The sequence below is a fragment of the Coriobacteriia bacterium genome, assembly GCA_041658765.1.
Lineage (GTDB): Bacteria > Actinomycetota > Coriobacteriia > Anaerosomatales > JBAZZO01 > JBAZZO01.
In genome coordinates, this window is sequence record JBAZZO010000002.1 from 172,097 (window position 1) to 190,027 (window position 17,931).

Consider the following 17,931-nt stretch of genomic DNA (forward strand, 5'->3'; position numbering starts at 1 on the left):
CTCGCCTACGCCCGGACCTTGATGTCCACGACGTGCACCTCGACCGCCGTGACCTCGACGTCCGCATCGTGACCGAGCGCGTACTTCACGCGATCGACGAGATTCCGGGAGACCTCCGCGATGTTCGTTCCGTGCTCGACGACGACCCAGAGGTCCACGACGACGCGCCTGTCGTCGACGTTGGCGATCTTCACACCTTTACGGAGCTTGTCACGCGTCAGCAGTTGGGCGACGCCGTCCCGCATCGTGGGGCTTGCCATGCCGACGATGCCGTAACACTCGAGTGCGACGAAGCCGGCGATGTCCGCCAGGACGTCGTTCGCGACGGTCACGGCCCCGCGGGTCGTCTCAGTCATCCTGTCCCTCCCCGGTGGTGGGCGCGCTCGCCTCTTGCAACTGTTCGAGCAGCATGTCCAGCGGAACGGAATGCATGTCGGCGGCCTCCGCCACGGTGTCCGCTTCGGCGGCCATGCATGCGGCGCAACCGAGACCGTGCCGCGACAGGACGGCCGCCGCCCCGGGACGCGCAGCCAGCAGCTCGGCGATAGTGGTGGATCCGGAGATGTCCGTCGACCCCACCCCCCTCGACATGGTGTCCTGAAGCCGGTTCGACCGGTGGTCATGGAGAGTATAGCCGAACGAGCGACGGGTCCGCGCCTTGTCCGGATGTCCCGCACTGTGCTAACATCCGACGAGTTTTCGCCGATGAACGGACCGGCCGCGCTTGGCGGCACGGGCCGATGATGGACGGGAGTCCCGAGGATGTCGAAGATCTGCTCCGTGTGCGGGAAGCACCCGAGTGCCGGACGTAACGTGAGCCATTCGCATCGAGTGACCCTGCGGATGTTCAGCCCGAACATACAGAGGGTGACCGCGGTCGTCGACGGTACCGCGAAGCGCGTCGATGTCTGCACCAAGTGCCTCAAGGCCGGGAAGGTCGTCCGCGGCTGACGTTCACCGCGTCTCCCCTCTCCAGAGCGCGTCCGGCTTCGCCGCCGACGCATACCACCAACAGCGCACCGGCACGTAGCCGGATCGTCGCGACGTCGATCACCATCTCGTTCCCGATCCCGAGTCCGCTCATCGTGTCGAGGTCCGCTTCCTGCAGCTCGTAGCGAAGACCGGTGAGGCATACCCCTTCCGCCCGCTCGAGGGCGATGACCGACACCAGCATACCGGGTCGGCCATCGAGCGTGAGCGATTCGCGAGCGCCTTCGGCGAGCAGCCAAGCGTCGAATCCGGGTTCGACGATCCTGCCCGCCAGGTCCGCGGCGTCGCGAAGCGTGCCTAACGCGGCGAGTGTGTGGTCGAGCCGTGCGGTGAAGGCGGCGGTGAAGGTCGCGGAGTCCGCGCCCGCCTCTCGCGCGGCCAGGAGCGCGAGATCGAGGTCGGTCGCGTCCTTGCTCGCCGGGAACTCGATCACCGACGCCCCGGCATCACGGAGACGGTCCACCGCGCCCGCGCTGGAGGAATCGAAGTCTCCGACCGCGATGTCGGGGACTCTGCCGAGAGTGACGCACCACTCGGCACCCGCGTCGGCGGCGACGACGAGCGGCGAGCCGGAGAGAAGTTCGTGGTAGAACGCTTCCGCGCCGTAGACCGGCGCGGCTCCGACGATGAGTGCATCCATCACGAAGCCGACGCCGAGACCGGCACGGCCCGCTCGAGCGCGGGCAGCACGAGAACGGCGGCGGCGCCGACGGCGGCGAGCGAAGGCACCATGTAGCTGGCGTTGTAGACGGCCGAGTAGATGGCGACGGGTGTTCCCTTCGGCGCGTACTGCGCGAAGAAGACCAGCCCGGAGACCCAGTGCGCGTAGAAACGCCCGATGCCGCCGGCGGCGGTCCACCCCAGGGCTACGACGGTCGCCTTGGTCGCGCTCCCCTTCGTTGCAGCCCTACGCCACGATGCGGACCCGATGCCCGCGATCCCCACAAGGGCGTATGCCACCGGATAGTCGATGAGGAACTGCAGCCAGTTGACCACGTATGCGTCGAACATGAGCTCCACGACCCCGTACATCGCCCCGGCGATCATGCCGGGGCCGACACCCCGCCGCAAGGCGAGGACGATCAGGGGCAGCATCTCGAGCGAGATGGCGCCTCCGTTGGGCATGCGCCAGATCTTCACGAGGTTGAGCACCGCGGCTAGCGCGACGGTGAGGCCGATCTCGACGAGTATCCGGATCCGGTCGTTGCGCACGGTCGTCACTCCATCCCTTGGGCCGCATGTGGGGAGGAGTGTCCGATCGCGTCGCGACGAGAGCCCGGGGCTCCACCGTGGTGCGGACGCCGCATTACCGGCGCCGTCGTCTCGGTCGCGGTAAGGACCGCCTCTCAGCCGCCTGCGGCAGCTCCCGATCGGTGCGTGCGTGAGTAGCATGCCACGGCGTGGACGAGAACGCCAGTACCGACCGGCGAGCGACTAGGATTCCATCCGGCGCAGGTAGGGATACGGGTTGACCGCGCCTCCCCCGCCCGGATGGATCTCGAAGTGGAGATGGGGGGAGCCCCCCTGGGCGTTGCCCGTCGAACCGACGTACCCGATGACCTGTCCCGCGGAGACATGCCCGGATCTGACCGCCCAGCCGTTCAAGTGCGCGAAGTAGAACGTCCAGCCGTTGTCCGCGCGAAGCCAGATCGTCTTGCCGCCGAGTCCGCCGCTCTTGCTGGTGACGCTTCCCGAAAGGCAGGCCACGACGGGTGTGCCACGTCCTGCCATGATGTCCGTGCCTCTGTGTCGCCTTCGTCCACCGGAGCGCGATGCGCCCCAGGTGTCGGAGTAGTAGTTCGCGCCCGCGACGGGGAAGACCATCCCGTTCGGTCCCGGGGGCAGTCCCGAGTAGTGAGGGTCGGCTCCCATCTCGCGACGCAGCGCCGCGAGGACCGAGTCGTACTTCGCCTGCTTCGCCTGGAGCCTGCGCTCGAGCGATCGCGCGCGCCTCTTGAGAACAGCCGCGTCCGTCGCCCTAGACGCCCTCTCGCGCGCCAGCGCGGCGCGCTGGCTGCGCAACTGCGCGTCGAGGCGCAGGGCCGCGTCGATCGTCACGGCCTCCCGTTCCGCGATACGCTGCAGGAACTCGAGACGAGTGAGGAGCTCGTCGAAAGAGCGGCTCGTCAGGAGAGCGGAGAGCGGATCGAAGCCTCCTCGGCGATACATCGAAGAGACACTGCGTCCGAGCTTCGCGCGCGTCGCTTTCAGGAGCTGACGCGTCCTGGCGATCTTGCGGTCGGTCTTCGCCATCCGGACCTCGGTCTCGTCGAGGCGCCAGTACGCTCGCGAATACTCGCGTCCGGCCGCACGGACGTCGCTGCGGATGCCGGCGAGTTCCGTCTTGAGTCGGCGGACGTTGGATGTGGCTCCGAGGGTGGGCGGTGGCGACGCGAGGAGGGCGACGAGCACGACCGCGACGATGTGGTACGGCACGCGACGGGCACCATGCGGGGGCATCACGTCACCTCCCCCCGAAGACGTCGCCGACTGCCTGGTAGAGGGCTCGAGCCAACTCGTCCTCCCATCGCGGGTCCCTGAATGCGGCCACATCGGCCGTGACCTCGAACGAACCGAGCCGGACGAGCAGAACCGCGCATCCTGCGCCGGTGAGGACGCGGTCAGGCGTGGGAAAGCCCATCGAGGGCCCGAGACCGGAGTCGCGCAGCCTCGCCAGAGCCGCGCGTGCGAGACCCACCGATGTGAGGTATCTTCCGGGAGCCGTCGCTGATGGGGGCAACGAGGATAGGACTATGCCACCCGAACGCGCGGGCGTGGTCACCATGGAAAGGACGGCTGTCGGACTCGCGGACCTCACGCGCGACAACCGCGTCGCGTCGGTGGTGACGGTGTCGGTGATCCCGCGGATGACGGTCACCCTCGCTCCCGAGGCTTCGAGCAACGCCCGCAGGCGGCGGGCGACGTCCATGGTCACATCGGTGGCGCCGGACGGAGCGCGCGAAGGATCGATCGCGAAAGCGAGACCGTCGAGGCTGATCGGGAGCAGCACGGTCGCGGTCGGGCTCCCCGAGGCGACCGTCAGTCTCACGACGTCCGAAGTGGTGACGCGCACACCGGCGGAAGGAAGGCTGGCGAGCACGGTGTCCGTCGGCTGGTCCGACGGGGCGAACTCGACCTCGAGCCGCATACCGGCCCCGGCGATCGTCTCCTTCGCCATGTCGAGAGGCTTGCCTACGACGTCCGGCATGGAGAACGTCTCCGAGCCGCCGGAGACGTCGACGACGACTACCGATCCCGGCGCGACACGATCGCCGGGTTCAGGCCTCTGCGTCACGACGCCGTCAGCGGCCACCGTGGCCGAGAAGCGGACGACGCCCCTCTCGAGGAGCAGTCCGACTTCCGCGAGGCGGCTGCGGGCCACCGGTACCGGGAGACCGGTCACCGAGGGTACGCCGACGGGGACCGGGCGAGGGCGAAAGACGGCCACTCCGGCGACGACTGCGGCGACCGATAACGTCGCCACGACCGTGGGGAGCAGCCAGGCTGGTATGAGGGTTGCTCGCCTGACGGGGGTTCGGTCCATGGGGTACAGTATACCGCCGAAGCCGAGATCGACCGGGAGGGACCACAGGAGCATGCCGTCTTACGATTTCCGTTGCACCGTGTGTGATGAGACTTTCGAGATCGTCCGGCGCGCGGCGGATCGCGCAGACGTGACGTGTCCCAAGTGCTCATCTCCCGCGAAGCGCGTGTTCACCCCCGTCGGGGTCCACTTCAAGGGATCCGGTTTCCACAGCACGGACTACCGCAGCAGGCCGAAGGACGAGACGGTGTCGGCTCCCGCCTGCCCGGCCGCGAAAGAGGGGCCGTCCGCATGCGCGGACTGCCCCTCTGCGAAGAACTGATCGAGCCGGCAGGGATCGTCGGTCAGTCCATCCTCACCCAGAACTTCTCCACGCCCGTGTTGTAGACCGTATCGATGAACCGCACGGTCTTGGACTTCGCGTCCATCGCGACCGAGTTCGTGCGCGCTCCCGAACCGAAGTACCTCACCCCGCGCAGCATCTCGCCGTCGGTGACGCCGGTGGCGATGAACGCCGCCTCGTCGGTGTTCACGAGGCAGTCCATGGTCAGCACGCCGTCGATGTTGCACGTCCCCATGTCGACCGCCCGTGCCCTCTCCTCGGGGCTGCGCCACTCGAAGCGGCCCATGAAGCAGCCGCCGATGCACTTCATCGCGGCGCACGCGAGCACACCCTCTGGGGCCGCGCCGGTACCGAGGTAGAGGTGGATGCCGGTCCCCTCGATCGCCGTGGCGACGGCGCCGAAGACATCGCCGTCGGAGATGAGGCGGATGCGCGCGCCGGCTTCGCGCACCTCACGGATGAGATCGACGTGCCGGTCGCGGTCGAGTATGCACACGACGAGGTCCCCGACGTCGCGCTTCATCGCCTTCGCGACGTTGCGGAGGTTCTCCGTGGGGCTCGCGTCGATGTGCACCGCGTCGGCGGCTTCGGGACCGACGGCGATCTTCTTCATGTACGTGTCGGGAGCGTGCAGCAGCGTGCCCTTCGGGCCGAAAGCGAGGACCGCGAGCGAGTTCGTCTGACCATACGCGGTGAGGTTCGTCCCCTCGAGTGGGTCGACGGCGATGTCGATCTCCTCGCCGCCCTTGCCGACCTTCTCGCCGATGAAGAGCATCGGAGCCTCGTCGCGCTCGCCTTCGCCGATCACGATCGTGCCGTCGATCTCGACGGAGTTGAATGCGGTGCGCATGCCCTCGACCGCGGCGTCGTCAGCCGCGTGCTTGTCGCCCTTCCCCATCCAACGGCCGGCCGCGAGAGCGGCGGCCTCCGTGACCTCGAGCATCTCGACGATCCGTGTGCTGCGCATCGTGCCTCCTCTTCTCATCCCATCCGCCGCAGTGCGGCGACGAAGTGCCCGTCGGGCCCGTCGGCCTCGGGCATGGACAGGAACGTCCCCTCCGGTGCGACCCGATGACGCCACGAGGCCGGGACGACCTCGTCGAGAGACTCGACCGAGAACCCCTCCCCCGCCTCGCCGTCCAAGAACCCGCGTACGACGTCCTCGTCTTCCGCGCGGGCGACGGAGCACGTCGAGTACACCACACGCCCGCCGGGGCCCACAAGCGTCGCCGCTTGCTCGAGCAGGCGGGACTGGATCTCGGCAAGGCGCGAGACGTCGTCGGGCGATGCTCGCCATCGCTTCTCCGGATGACGTCTCAGAGTCCCGAGTCCGGTGCAAGGGGCGTCGACGAGGACGGAGTCGACGGTCCCTGCACGGGGCAGCCCCTGCGCGCCGATGACGTCCGTGGCGTCGCCGACGATCGCCTCGACTCCAGGGACGCCGAGGACGCCCATGCGTTCGGTGAGCACCTTCACCTTGAACGGGTGGAGGTCCATCGCGATGATGCGAGCAGGCCCGCCCTCGGAGACCGCGGCAGCCTGGAGCATGACCGTCTTCGTTCCCCTGCCCGCGGTGAGGTCGACGATCGTCTCGCCGGGCATCGGCCGGACCGCCAGCGGGGCGACCGTCGCCGCCACGTCCGCGACGAGGACGCGGCCGTCTGCGACCGCAGCTCCGCGGACGGCGAACGCCGCGCGTCGCGCGAGTATGCAGCCCGCGGGCTCGCAAGCGACGGGCATGGCGCCGTCGGCCTCCAGGAGCGACATCGCGTCGGCGAGCGTTCCCATGAACGGCACGTGCCACAGGAAGAGCGGCGCCGTGGTCTGGTCCGCCTCGAACATCCGGCGCGCCGCGTCACGGCCGCGATCGCGTGTCACGAGGTCCAAGAGCCACCGTGGGTGGGCGGTGGCCCTGGCCAGGGCTCCGTCGTCCGTCCGGGGGTCGCCCCACGGGAAAGCGTCCGCCCTCTCCGAGAGCCGCCGCAGCACTGCGTTCGCGAGACCGGCGGCCTCCGGGCGCACGGCTCTGACCGCGTCCACCGACTCGTGCACGATGGCGCGCGGCGGGGTCCGCGAGAAGAGCAGTTCGTACGCCCCTAGGCGCAGTATGTCGCGGACGCGCGGCTCCACGGAGGAAGGCGAACGCAAGTGCTCGTCGAGCGCCTCGTCGAGAGTCCCGGCGGATTGCACGGTGCCGTAGGCTAGACGCGTGGCCAGCGCGGCATCGTCCTCGCGAAGGCTTCGCGCTCGCAGGACCGTGTCGAGCACTTCGCTCGCGAACGCCTGCTTCTCGCGAACGCGCCGCACGACCTCGAGCGCAGCGGAGCGGGCGGGCGCCACGGTCACGTCGAGGCCGCCCATCGCGCGTCGTCATCCAGGCGCGCGCCGCGCGCGAAGGCCGCTCCGTCCATGGGAGCGCGGCCGGTGGCGACGACTCTGTCGAGAGCTAGACCGCCGTCGGTGGTTCCCAGGATGAGCGCGTCCTTCGTCACGAGAACGCGGCCTGGGCCGAGGTCCGCGGACACCGTTCGAGCCTCCAGAACGGTCACGTCCACGCCCGCGAGGCTACAGCGGCTCGGCGCGTGGCGGCCTGACGCGCGCACCCTTCGCAACGCGTCCTCGCTCGAAAGACCCGGTTCTAGGGCCACGTCGGCCCTCTCGATCCGCGCGGCATACGTCGCGCCGGACTCCGGCTGCGGCTCCCACGTATCCGTTCCGGCCTCGATGCGATCGAGGACCTCGATCAGAGCGTCCGCGCCCAAGGTGGCGAGGGTGCGCGTGAGCGTCGGCGCGTCCGCGGCCCCGATCACCATCTCGACTCGCAGCGCGACGGGGCCCGTGTCGAGTCCTTCCTCCATCCGCATGATCGACACCCCGGTGGTGGTGTCCCCCGCGAGTATCGCGCGCTCCACCGGAGCCGCCCCGCGATGGCGCGGGAGGAGTGAGGCATGGACGTTCACGCACCCGAGAGGCGGGACATCGAGCACTCCACGCGGGAGGATCATCCCGTACGCCGCCACGCACACGACGTCCGGGGCCAATGAGGCGAGGTCGCGGGCGGATGCGGGTCCGCGAAGATCCGTGGGCTGCGCCACGGGGATGTCCGACTCGATCGCCGCGGACTTGGCCGGGGGGGCGGTGAGTGCGCGTCCTCGCCCCGAAGCCGCGTCCGGTCGCGTGTACACGCACACGACCTCGTGCCTGGTCGCGAGTGCACGCAGCGATGCCACGGCGAACTCGGGCGTGCCCATGAAGACGACGCGCACAGGTCCCCCCTACCGTGCCTGGTGCGCCGGATTACCCCGCGAGCAGGTCGTGATACCGTCTGAGCGCGGCCTTGCGCTCGTCGGGAGCGGCGCGATCGATGATGAGCAGACCGTCGAGATGGTCGATCTCGTGCTGGAGTACCCGGGCGAGAAGGCCGTAGGCATCGATCCGAACCGCTTGACCGGAGATCGTCAGCGCCTCGCACGTCACGGACGCGTTCCGTTCGACCGGCACGCTGATGCCCGGCAGTGACAGGCATCCTTCGTCGTCGACCTCGGTCTCCTCGGAGCTGTCGACGATGCAGGGATTGCACAGCGCCGCGATCTTGTCCTCCTCGACCTCGACGACGATGACGCGCTTCTGCACGCCTATCTGAGGGGCGGCGAGCCCGACTCCAGGCGCCTCGCGCATCACGCGGACCATGCCTTGGACGAGAGGGCGCAACTCGGTGTCACCCGAGGGGTCGACCTCGAGCGCAGTCTGCTTCAGCACCGGATTGGGATGTGAGAGGACTTCCATGTTCACCGTTCCGAGCAAGAACCCTGCCGCCTCACGCCGCGCGGCTCTCCGTCGTCGTGCAGTTGACATTGTAGCGCGTGGAGAACAGCGGCGGTCACAGCAGGTCGACCGCGTCGACATCGCATGCGACGGTCACACCGGGGACGGCCGCCAGCCCTTCCCACGCCTTCGAGATCGTGGCGGGCAGGTCGGAGTCGACCGCGCCTTTGAGGAGGACGTGCCACCGATGCGCGCCCTTCACCTTGGCGAGCGGCGCCGGCGCCGGTCCGAGCACCGTGACGCCGTCCTGAGCCTGTGCGCGCAAGCGTTCGGCGAAGGAGACCGCCACCGCACGCACCGCTTCGACGTCCGCTCCTTGTACGAGCACGTTCGCGAGGCGACCGTACGGTGGGTATCCGAGCGCCTCGCGTTCGGCGCGCTCCCCGGCGTAGAAGCGCTCCGGGTCGTGCGCGGCCGCCGCGACGATGGCGGGATGGTCCGGCCAGTACGTCTGGACGACCACCAGACCGGGCTTCTCGCCCCGGCCGCATCTCCCCGCGACCTGCGAGACCAACTGGTAAGTCCGCTCTCCCGCGCGGAAGTCGGGCATGTGCAGGGTCGTGTCGGCGGTGATCACGCCGACGAGCGTGATCTCCGGGTAGTCGAGGCCCTTCGCGACCATCTGCGTCCCGACCAGCACGCCGTACGGCAGCGCCTCGAACCCGGCGAGGACACGCTCGTGGCCGCCCTTGCCTCGCACGGTGTCGGCGTCCATCCGCACGATCGGCAGTCCCGGGACGAGGGCCTGCAGTTCCGCCTCGACGCGCTGGGTCCCGGCGCCGAATTGGCGAAGATACGGACTGGAACAGCGGGGACACGCGACCGGGACCTGCTTGTGCGCGCCACAGTGATGACACGCCAGGGTCCGGCCGACCTCGTGGTAGGTCAGCGAGACCGCGCACGCGTCGCATTCGGGCACGAAACCGCATTCGCGACAGAGGAGGAAGCTGGCGAAGCCTCGTCTGTTGAGGAAGACGACCGCCTTCTCGCGCCGTCTCTCGACATCTCGCAGACGGTCGGCGAGCTCTCGCGAGAACATCGACCGGTTCCCGTCGGCGAACTCCGCCGTCAGGTCGATCACGCGCACCTCGGGGATGCGTCCACCCCCCACGCGTTCGGGCATCACGACGCGGATCGCGCGGCCGCGCTCGCAGCGGGCGAGCGATTCCATGCTCGGCGTCGCGCTTCCGAGGACGAGGGCGGCACCGGCGGTCTCGGTCATCCGCACCGCGACGTCGCGCGCGTGATAGCGCGGAGACGACCCCTGCTTGTACGAGGTCTCGTGCTCCTCATCTATGACGACGAGCGCGAGGTCGCGCACTGGAGCGAAGAGCGCGGAGCGCGCACCGACCGCGACACGCGCGGCGCCGGTGGCGCATGCGTCCCACTGATCATAGCGCTCCCCGTCCGACAGCCTGGAGTGCAGGACCGCCACAGCTTCGCCGAATCGCGATCGGAAACGACCCACCGTCTGTGGTGTCAGCGAGATCTCCGGCACGAGGACGATCGCCCCACCCCCGGCCGCGAGGACCTCTTCTATCGCCCGGAGGTAGACCTCGGTCTTTCCCGACCCGGTCACGCCGTCCAGAAGCACCACGCCTCCCGAAGCGCGAGCGGAACGGATCGCGTCGAGCGCATCCGACTGCCCCCGCGACAGGTTCTCGTGTCGTGGGGCGGGGCGTAGCGCGGAGTGCGGGTCGCGCATGCGGCGACGGCGCGTGACGACGACGACGCCCATCTCGGCGAGCCTGCGCACCGCTCCATCGACGTTGCCCAGTCCGGCCGCCAGCTCGGCGACGCGGACGGGCCCTTCGGCGAGCGAGTCGACGACCGCGCGCTGGAGGACAGCGCTCGGACGCAGCTGGGGCGCCGCGCCCGGGGCGAGCTCGGCCCAGCGGTCGTCGACCGTCCCCACCGCCGGGCCGCGAAGGAGATACGACGCCCCCTGCGGCCCTTCGACACGAGCGAGTGACGAGACCCCCCGAGGCGGCAGGAAGAGTCTCAGCGCCTCCGAGAGCGGGCACAGGTACTCCCGCGCGATCCATGCGGCGAGACTGGGCACGTGTCCGGCGAAGAGAGACGTGCCGAGGACGGCCTCGACCGGCTTCAACTCGTGCTCGCTCGAAGCGGCGAGACCGACGACGTAGCCGAGGGCCGGGCGGCGGCCGAAGGGGACCAGGACGGGGACGCCGACGTCCACACCGTCGAGTCCGGCCGGTACGGAGTAGTCGAACGGCTCGGTCAACGCGCGGGCGGGAACGTCCACCACCACTCGGGCGACCCGGCTCGGCGTCTCATGCAAGGCATCCATGGAGCCAGCATAGCGGAGGCCACCGACATCGTCGGCGGCCTCCGGTCTCGCGTATCTTGACGGTCCTACGCTTCGCACGCCGTCCGCAGCGCATCCACGCGGTCGGTCCGCTCCCAGGTGAAGTCCTTCTCGTCGCGGCCGAAGTGACCGTAAGCGGCGGTCTTGCGGTAGATGGGGCGACGCAGGTCGAGGTCGCGGATGATCGCACCGGGCCGCAGGTCGAAGACGCCGAGCACGGCCTTCTCGATCCGATCGACGTCGACCTTCTCGGTGCCGAAGGTCTCGACGAGGACGGAGAGCGGATGGGCGACGCCGATCGCGTACGCGATCTCCAGCTCGCAGCGGTCAGCGAGACCCGCGGCGACGACGTTCTTCGCGACCCAACGCGCCGCGTACGCCGCCGAGCGGTCGACCTTCGTGCAGTCCTTGCCGGAGAACGCGCCGCCGCCATGGCGTCCGAACCCGCCGTAGGTGTCGACGATGATCTTGCGGCCGGTCAGCCCGCTGTCGCCCATGGGCCCGCCGATGACGAATCGCCCCGTCGGGTTCACGTAGACGTCGGCGCCCTTCCATTCGATACCCTCGGCCTCGAAGACCGGCTGGATCACGTGCTCGATCATGTCGGGCTTCATGAGGTTCTCGATGTCGACACCGTCGGCGTGCTGCGAGGAGATGAGGACCTTCGTGACCTCGGCCGGCTTGCCGTCCACGTAGCGGACGGTCACCTGCGATTTTCCGTCGGGGCGGAGGTAGTCGACGACCTGACCCTTGCGCACCGCGGTCAGGCGCTCGGCAAGACGGTGCGCCAGATAGATGGGCATCGGCATGAGCTGGGAGGTCTCGTTGCAGGCGTAGCCGAACATCATGCCCTGGTCGCCGGCTCCCTCGAGGTCGAGCGGATCGCCGTCGCGCCCGTGCTGGACCTCGTACGACTGGTCGACGCCCATCGCGATGTCCGCGCTCTGCTCGTGGATCGCGGTGATCACACCGCAGGTCTCGTAGTCGAAGCCGAACTTCGCTCGCGTGTAGCCGATGTCCTTGATGGTCTCGCGCACGATCGTGGGGATGTCCACGTAGGCGTGGGTGCGCATCTCACCCGCGACGACGACGAGCCCCGTGGTGCACAGCGTCTCACAAGCGACGCGCACGTAGTCGGGCGACGCCTTCGAGCCCTTGTCCGTCACGTAGCCTTCGTCGGCGAGCTCGGTCTCGCGCGAGATGATCGCGTCAAGGATGGCGTCCGAGACCTGGTCGCAGAGCTTGTCGGGGTGACCCTCGGTCACAGACTCGGATGTGAACACATAATCGCGGGACATGCTTCCTCCGATCCTTCGCGGGTCGTTCGGCCCGCTATCCGTCGATGCCCGGCGAAGGGAAAAGAAAAACCCTCGCCGACCGCTGACGAGGGACACTGGGCGTCGGACACGCCACTCTTCCCTCATCTGTCAGGCACACTCGCCTGCCGCAATGTGGCACCGTGGGTCGTTTTCGGCCTCGGTTGCCGGGGCATCTTAGGGTGCGGTCCCTACGCCCTCTGCAGCGTCGCTCGCGCGCCGCTGCCTCTTGATGAGTACGTCTGAAGATAGCACGCCTCACCCGCTCCGGACAAGACGAGCGCGTCTCGGACGGGGTCGCTGGTATAGTGTCGTGGTGCGCCGTAAGTAGGAGGGCTCTGGGTGTTCATGAAGGTGATGCATCGACTGGTCGACAGTCTGGAGCGCGTGCTCGCGGTCCTTCTCGTGATCATCGCCGCCCTCGGCATCGTCGACCTCGTGGCGGAGACGTATAGCGCGGTCGCCGACAACGGCTTCCTCGACCCAGCGGACATACTGCGTCTCCTAGACGCGGTGCTCGTCGTCTTCATCGTCGTGGAACTCTTCAACATCGCTCTCGCGTACATGGCCGGCAAGACCGTCATCGCGACGGTCATGGAAGCGGGCCTCGTGGCGGTCGTCAGAAAGCTCGTCGTCTTCGAGACGTCCGGTGCGCCGGCCTACGTGCTCATGAAGGGTGGCGCGCTCGCCGGTCTCATCCTCGCCGTCGGTGCGACGTGGTTCCTGCTGCGTCGCGCGGGTGTGTGCCCCGGTCGCACGTCGTCGGAATGACCGTCCTCCCGAAAGGATCCCCGTGCCCGAACAGGTCCGAGTGAGATTCGCGCCGAGCCCCACCGGCCATCTGCACATCGGCGGAGCGCGTACCGCCGTCTACAACTGGGCGTTCGCGCGTCACCACGGCGGCGCGTTCGTGCTCCGCATCGACGATACCGATCCGGAGCGGTCCACCGGCGAGAACACCGAGGGCATACTTCGCGCGATGCGTTGGCTCGGTCTCGACTGGGACGAGGGTCCCGAAGCAGGCGGCGACCGCGGCCCGTACTTTCAGACCCAGCGCACCGACACCTACGCCGCCGCACTCGAGCGTCTCAAGGAGTCGGGCGCGGCGTATGCGTGCTTCTGCTCCTCGGAGCACCTCGACGCGAACCGCGAGACCATGCGCGCCAAGGGCGGATACGCCGGGTACGACAGGACCTGTCGCGCGATCGCTCCCGAGACCGCCGCCGCTCGCGTGGCCGCCAGCGAGCCGCACGTGTGGCGCCTTTCCGTGCCCGAGGATCGCGGGGACATCGTCTTCACCGACGCCGTACGAGGCGAGATGACCTTCCCCGCCTCCGCGATGGACGATTTCGTCCTCGTGCGCACCGACGGCACGCCGACCTACAACTTCGCGTCCGTGGTAGACGACGCCGAGATGGGCATCACGCACGTCATCCGCGGTGACGACCACCTCTCCAACACCCCGCGTCAGATCCTCGTCCTCGAGGGGCTGGGAGCCACGGTTCCCACATTCGCGCACATGAACATGATCTGGGGCACCGACGGCAAGCGGCTGAGCAAGCGTCACGGCGCGACGTCCGTCGAGGCGTACCGCGACATGGGGTATCTCTCAGAGGCCCTCGTGAACTACCTCGCCCTGCTCGGGTGGTCGATGGAGGACGGGTCGGACGTCTTCACCGCCGAGCAGCTCGTCGCGGCGTTCGCGCTCGACCGCGTATCGCGCAATCCCGCGATCTTCTCCGCGGAGAAGCTGGAGTGGATGAACGGCGTCTACATCCGGGAGATGTCCGCCTCGACCTTCGTCGACCGGATGCTTCCGTGGCTTCGCGAAGCGGGTCTGATCACCGATGAGGAGGCCGCCGCGAGACGTCCCTGGCTCGAGCGCCTCGCCCCGCTCGTCTCCGAGCGCGTGAAGCGGCTCGACGAGATCGTCCCGATGGTGCGGTTCCTCTTCGAGGAGACCGTCGTGATCGACGACGCGGCCCGAGACAAGGTGCTCACGAAGGAAGGCGCCGGTCGTTCGCTCGACGCAGCGGCTGAGGTGCTCTCGACGCTGCCCGACTTCGCCCACGACCCGATCGAAGCAGCGATGCGGGCGGTGCCGGAAGCACTCGGCGTGAAGCCGAAGGTAGCCTTCCAGGCCGTGCGTGTGGCTGTCTCCGGAGTGACGGTCAGCACGCCGCTGTTCGAGTCGCTCGCCCTTCTCGGCAAGGAGCTCACCATCGAGCGTATCCGTGCTGCACGCCCGCTCGCCGCGGACTGATCGCGGGCCACGCTCCTTGACACTCGTTCCGGCGCACCGGTAACATCACCTTCCGCGCCGGCGTCCGATTCGCTGACGATGGGGTGTCGTCTAATGGTAGGACAGCGGCTTCTGGTGCCGTATGTGGGGGTTCGACTCCTCCCACCCCAGCCAGCGCTTTCTCGGCCCGTTCGTCTAGTGGACTAGGACACCGCCCTCTCAAGGCGGAGATCACGGGTTCGAATCCCGTACGGGCTACCAGATACCTTCGAAGGCCGCCGTCGAGGCGGCCTTCGTGCGTCGCTGCGAGACTATCTTGCGTGACGCCCTAATCACCGTCGGCGGCCATCAGGTCCTTCAGGGCCTTGCTGGCCGGTCGCGGGTACCGGACTTGATCGACGACCTCGGCGAAGGACTCCGGGGTCAGGACGACCTGCTCGCCAGGCCAGGTCAGCGTGTCGACAGCGTTCTTGTGCTGGCGGGTGGCGTGGATCTTTGCGAGACGTTCCTGCACCGCGGTGTCATCCCGCGCCGCCACGAGCAGATCGTCAAGCAACTGCAGCTCCTCGATGGACACGAGGGCGGCGATGGGTCGCTGGTGCCGCTCGATCACGACACGTTGTTTGGCAACACCGACAAGGTTTATGAGTTCCGAGAAGCGCGTGCGCGCCTCCGATGCCGTGACTGCGGTCATGGCGACCACCTCCGAGACCCATTCTAGACGAATCGTACCAAACGTCCAAATCCAGCATCAGAAGCCCCCATCGCCGAAGTGGGGCGCTGCCATGAAGTCCTCCATCGGCTTGAGATGGAATACCTGGTCGTATTCGCGAACCAGCAGAACCACGCGCGTGAGCGCCGATGCTCCGAGGATGAAGAACGGCAACTCCGCATTGGCACAGCATGCGACCGCGACCGAATCGATCTTGATGTCCGGCCAGATATGTGGGTCGGGCGAGACGATCACAAGATCCAGCTCGTGTACGGGCACTGCGTCCTCATGGACACCGCCGAAGCGCAGACTCACGCGTTCGAGCTCACGTCCGGCATCGAGTCCGAGCGACTCCATGAACTTGGACGGGATGATCGTGTGGATCGAGCCCGTGTCGACGAGCGCGCGGGCGCTCGTTCGAGTGGCATCCGCTCCCAGACGCACCTGCACGCAGGGACGCGCGATGAACCCACTCCCGTGAGGGAACGACGTGAAGGCGACGCGCACGAAGGACTAGAGTGCGGAGAAGGTGGCTGTGACGCTGTCGTCGAGTGGCACGCGTCTGACTTCTACGCCGACCCGCTCCGACGAAGGGGTCTTGGCCAGAGCGGACTTCATGTCGGGATCATGCGCGAGGATGCGCCCATGCTTCACGACGACGTATTCGCCACGGTAGCCGGCGATCTCCCTGGCGAGCTTCTGATCCTTCGTGAGCTTCATGACCTGCATCCACCCTTCGGAGAAGGTATACCACGCCTCGTGAGTTCAGCCTACGTCGGGCGCCTTACCAAAGCCTGACCGCAATCTGTCCGAGGCGGCCTTCGCCCATCGCGGCACTTCGCCCTCGACCCTGCTAGACTGTCCCTTGCGGAGCGGGCCGGACGGCCGCGCGCCTTCGGGCGTGAGGAAAGTCCGGACTCCACAGGGCAGGGTGCCTGCTAACGGCAGGGCGGCGCGAGCCGACGGAAAGTGCCACAGAAAAGAAGACTCCCCCGCCGCGCGAGCGACGGAGGAAAAGCTGAAACGGTGCGGTAAGAGCGCACCAGCGCCGGGGAGACTCGGCGGCTTGGCAAACCCCACCCGGAGCAAGGGCGAATAGGAGCGGCTAAGGTCTGCCCGACCGTCGCTCGGGTACGCCCGCACGAGGCCGTCGGCGACGGCGGTCCCAGATAGATGGTCGTCCTCGACAGAATCCGGCTTACAGGCCCGCTCCGCACCCGAGCCTTCGGCTAGTGGTACTCGACGCGCACACCCGCGCCGACATGCACCAGGATGTACGAGCGTATCGTCACGCTGCGTCGCGGGGTCGCCGCGGTGTTGCCGAGCGCGTCGACCGCCCGCAGGCGCCACGTGTACGTCCCTACCGCCGGCCCGCCCGAATCGCGCGCGCCGTTCCAGACGAACGTGCGCGTCCCCGCCTGACAGCGGGTGCTGACCGTACGGACGCGCGTGCCGCTCGAGTTGTAAGCCTCGAAATAGACGTCGGCGTCCTTACTCAGCGTGTATCGGATGCGATAGTCGTCGAGGTAGCCGTCGCGCCGTATCGGGAAGAACGGCGACGGTCCGGCTGAGAGCACGCTCAAGCGAGGGGGCGTGTTGTCTACGCGGAAGTCGGCGGTCGAGCTCGCCACGTGCGGGCGCGCCGTGCCCGGACGATCGCCGATCATGTCGTAGACGCGTGCGGTGAACGAGTGCGTGCCGTTCGAGAGGGTCCGGGTGTTCACATTGACCGCGAACGGCGCGGTAGTGTCGCTCGCCACGAACGCGCCGTCGATCTCGAACCGGACCGCGGAGATACCGGCCGAGTCGAACGCGTCCACCGTGAACGCGTGGGTCCCGCTGATCACGCCGCCCGCCGGCGACATCGAGCGGATGACAGGGGTATCCGTGTCGACGTTGGCGTACCCGTACGTCCATGGTCCCGAATTGCCGGCGTAGTCGATACAACGAACGCCGATGCGATTCCTGCCAGCCTGGAGATCCTCGATCGAGACGCCTTGAGTTGGGGAAACTGAATAATCGCGTTCATTCACGAATGGCGGTTGACTAATGCCGTTGACGCTGACCTCCCATAGCGAGTCTCCGGATAGTGAATCGTAACGCCAATCGCGCCCGTAGTATCCGCCGTTCTCCCAGAAGAAATCCCTTCGGGTGTATTCCTGCCATGTGTTGTGGGACATCCAGCCGAATTGCGCATCGCCGACACCGCGTACCGCAGATGGGGGGGTGATATCCACCATAAAGGGAACGTAGCGGGCCCATTCTGTTGGAACCGAGGAATCGTCTCGCGAGTCCGCTGCTACGAGCAGCCACCACCAGCCTTCAACAGGGTCGACCATACCCGTGGTCCAGTAGGAGTGCGTCTGAGCTGCAAGCCATCCGCGCATGTCGACCACCTGGGAGGTCCAGGGCCCGCCATTTCCACCAGCGGTGGGAAATGGGAGCGGCGCATACGCAAGCGGAGGCCATAGTCCAGCCGCAGGATAAACTAGCGGGGGTGGAGGAGAGTTCTGTGCCGTCCATCGATATACCCCATATACGAAGCCAGCCGGGGGTGATTGTATTGGCGGACCGCTGATAATAGTCTCGTTATGCCACCCTTCATATGTGCTCCAGTCAATGATTGTATC

The 17,931-nt window shown here is 67.8% G+C and carries 20 protein-coding genes, 2 tRNA genes and 1 other RNA gene; 7 read left to right on the top strand and 16 right to left on the bottom strand.

Annotated features, from left to right (window positions below):
- Positions 1–5 precede the first annotated feature (5 nt).
- Both WC971_02255 and WC971_02260 read right to left on the bottom strand, forming a co-directional pair.
- Entirely contained in the window at positions 6–356 is a 351-nt protein-coding gene (locus WC971_02255) for an Asp23/Gls24 family envelope stress response protein (GenBank protein ID MFA5843638.1), read from the bottom strand.
- On the bottom strand, positions 349–579 hold the full coding sequence (locus tag WC971_02260) for a DUF1858 domain-containing protein (GenBank protein ID MFA5843639.1): 231 nt from the start codon (positions 577–579) through the stop codon (positions 349–351). The genes WC971_02255 and WC971_02260 overlap by 8 nt, the downstream gene beginning before the upstream one ends.
- Before the next feature lie 183 nt (positions 580–762).
- Here WC971_02260 and rpmB point away from each other — a divergent pair, with 183 nt between their 5' ends.
- On the top strand, positions 763–951 hold the full coding sequence (gene rpmB / locus WC971_02265; GenBank protein MFA5843640.1) for a 50S ribosomal protein L28: 189 nt from the start codon (positions 763–765) through the stop codon (positions 949–951).
- On the opposite strand, the gene WC971_02270 is transcribed toward rpmB, so the two are convergent.
- From WC971_02270 to WC971_02285, 4 genes are all read right to left on the bottom strand, one after another.
- Complete coding sequence (locus WC971_02270; protein MFA5843641.1) at positions 923–1,630, bottom strand: thiamine diphosphokinase; 708 nt, start codon at positions 1,628–1,630, stop codon at positions 923–925. The genes rpmB and WC971_02270 overlap by 29 nt on opposite strands.
- Positions 1,630–2,202, bottom strand: coding sequence for an energy-coupled thiamine transporter ThiT (gene thiT, locus WC971_02275; GenBank protein ID MFA5843642.1), 573 nt, complete (start codon positions 2,200–2,202; stop codon positions 1,630–1,632). Before thiT ends, WC971_02270 begins: the two co-directional genes overlap by 1 nt.
- A 222-nt stretch (positions 2,203–2,424) precedes the next feature.
- Positions 2,425–3,450, bottom strand: coding sequence for a peptidoglycan DD-metalloendopeptidase family protein (locus WC971_02280; GenBank protein ID MFA5843643.1), 1,026 nt, complete (start codon positions 3,448–3,450; stop codon positions 2,425–2,427).
- Positions 3,451–3,454: 4 nt separating this feature from the next.
- Complete coding sequence (locus WC971_02285; protein MFA5843644.1) at positions 3,455–4,534, bottom strand: PASTA domain-containing protein; 1,080 nt, start codon at positions 4,532–4,534, stop codon at positions 3,455–3,457.
- Positions 4,535–4,586: 52 nt separating this feature from the next.
- Between WC971_02285 and WC971_02290 the strand changes: the two genes are divergently transcribed.
- Positions 4,587–4,856 (top strand): FmdB family zinc ribbon protein, encoded by a 270-nt coding sequence (locus WC971_02290; protein MFA5843645.1) that lies wholly within the window; start codon positions 4,587–4,589, stop codon positions 4,854–4,856.
- Between the two features lie 22 nt (positions 4,857–4,878).
- On the opposite strand, the gene glpX is transcribed toward WC971_02290, so the two are convergent.
- The 6 genes from glpX to metK all read right to left on the bottom strand — a co-directional run bounded on the left by glpX (position 4,879) and on the right by metK (position 12,329).
- Positions 4,879–5,844 carry a class II fructose-bisphosphatase gene (gene glpX / locus WC971_02295; GenBank protein MFA5843646.1) on the bottom strand — a complete coding sequence of 322 codons (966 nt, stop codon included), beginning with the start codon at positions 5,842–5,844 and terminating at the stop codon, positions 4,879–4,881.
- Positions 5,845–5,858: 14 nt separating this feature from the next.
- Positions 5,859–7,238 carry a transcription antitermination factor NusB gene (locus WC971_02300; protein ID MFA5843647.1) on the bottom strand — a complete coding sequence of 460 codons (1,380 nt, stop codon included), beginning with the start codon at positions 7,236–7,238 and terminating at the stop codon, positions 5,859–5,861.
- The gene (gene fmt / locus WC971_02305) at positions 7,220–8,143 is read right to left on the bottom strand and encodes a methionyl-tRNA formyltransferase (GenBank protein MFA5843648.1); all 924 of its coding nucleotides are present in this window, start codon (positions 8,141–8,143) and stop codon (positions 7,220–7,222) included. Before fmt ends, WC971_02300 begins: the two co-directional genes overlap by 19 nt.
- A 31-nt stretch (positions 8,144–8,174) precedes the next feature.
- A complete protein-coding gene (def, locus tag WC971_02310; GenBank protein ID MFA5843649.1) occupies positions 8,175–8,663 on the bottom strand; it encodes a peptide deformylase in 489 nt (162 codons plus the stop codon).
- 94 nt (positions 8,664–8,757) lie between these two features.
- On the bottom strand, positions 8,758–11,013 hold the full coding sequence (priA, locus tag WC971_02315) for a primosomal protein N' (protein ID MFA5843650.1): 2,256 nt from the start codon (positions 11,011–11,013) through the stop codon (positions 8,758–8,760).
- Positions 11,014–11,078: 65 nt separating this feature from the next.
- Complete coding sequence (metK, locus tag WC971_02320; GenBank protein MFA5843651.1) at positions 11,079–12,329, bottom strand: methionine adenosyltransferase; 1,251 nt, start codon at positions 12,327–12,329, stop codon at positions 11,079–11,081.
- A gap of 366 nt (positions 12,330–12,695) precedes the next feature.
- Here metK and WC971_02325 point away from each other — a divergent pair, with 366 nt between their 5' ends.
- The 4 genes from WC971_02325 to WC971_02340 all read left to right on the top strand — a co-directional run bounded on the left by WC971_02325 (position 12,696) and on the right by WC971_02340 (position 14,850).
- Positions 12,696–13,118 (top strand): phosphate-starvation-inducible PsiE family protein, encoded by a 423-nt coding sequence (locus WC971_02325; protein ID MFA5843652.1) that lies wholly within the window; start codon positions 12,696–12,698, stop codon positions 13,116–13,118.
- Between the two features lie 22 nt (positions 13,119–13,140).
- The gene (gene gltX, locus WC971_02330; GenBank protein ID MFA5843653.1) at positions 13,141–14,610 is read left to right on the top strand and encodes a glutamate--tRNA ligase; all 1,470 of its coding nucleotides are present in this window, start codon (positions 13,141–13,143) and stop codon (positions 14,608–14,610) included.
- 79 nt (positions 14,611–14,689) lie between these two features.
- A tRNA-Gln gene (locus WC971_02335) sits at positions 14,690–14,763 on the top strand.
- Positions 14,764–14,773: 10 nt separating this feature from the next.
- Positions 14,774–14,850 (top strand) — tRNA-Glu (locus WC971_02340).
- 67 nt (positions 14,851–14,917) lie between these two features.
- Here WC971_02340 and WC971_02345 read toward each other — a convergent pair.
- The 3 genes from WC971_02345 to WC971_02355 are packed head-to-tail and all read right to left on the bottom strand — an operon-like array spanning position 14,918 to position 16,021.
- Positions 14,918–15,283, bottom strand: coding sequence for a type II toxin-antitoxin system Phd/YefM family antitoxin (locus WC971_02345; protein MFA5843654.1), 366 nt, complete (start codon positions 15,281–15,283; stop codon positions 14,918–14,920).
- Between the two features lie 57 nt (positions 15,284–15,340).
- Positions 15,341–15,808, bottom strand: a complete 468-nt coding sequence (locus tag WC971_02350) for a hypothetical protein (GenBank protein ID MFA5843655.1) — start codon at positions 15,806–15,808, stop codon at positions 15,341–15,343.
- Between the two features lie 6 nt (positions 15,809–15,814).
- Entirely contained in the window at positions 15,815–16,021 is a 207-nt protein-coding gene (locus WC971_02355; GenBank protein MFA5843656.1) for a hypothetical protein, read from the bottom strand.
- Positions 16,022–16,170: 149 nt separating this feature from the next.
- On the opposite strand from WC971_02355, the gene rnpB reads away from it, so the two are divergent.
- An RNA gene (gene rnpB, locus WC971_02360) (RNase P RNA component class A) lies at positions 16,171–16,518 on the top strand.
- A 12-nt stretch (positions 16,519–16,530) separates the two neighbouring features.
- Here the strand turns inward: rnpB and WC971_02365 are convergent.
- A complete protein-coding gene (locus WC971_02365) occupies positions 16,531–17,334 on the bottom strand; it encodes an Ig-like domain-containing protein (GenBank protein MFA5843657.1) in 804 nt (267 codons plus the stop codon).
- Positions 17,335–17,931: the final 597 nt, after the last annotated feature.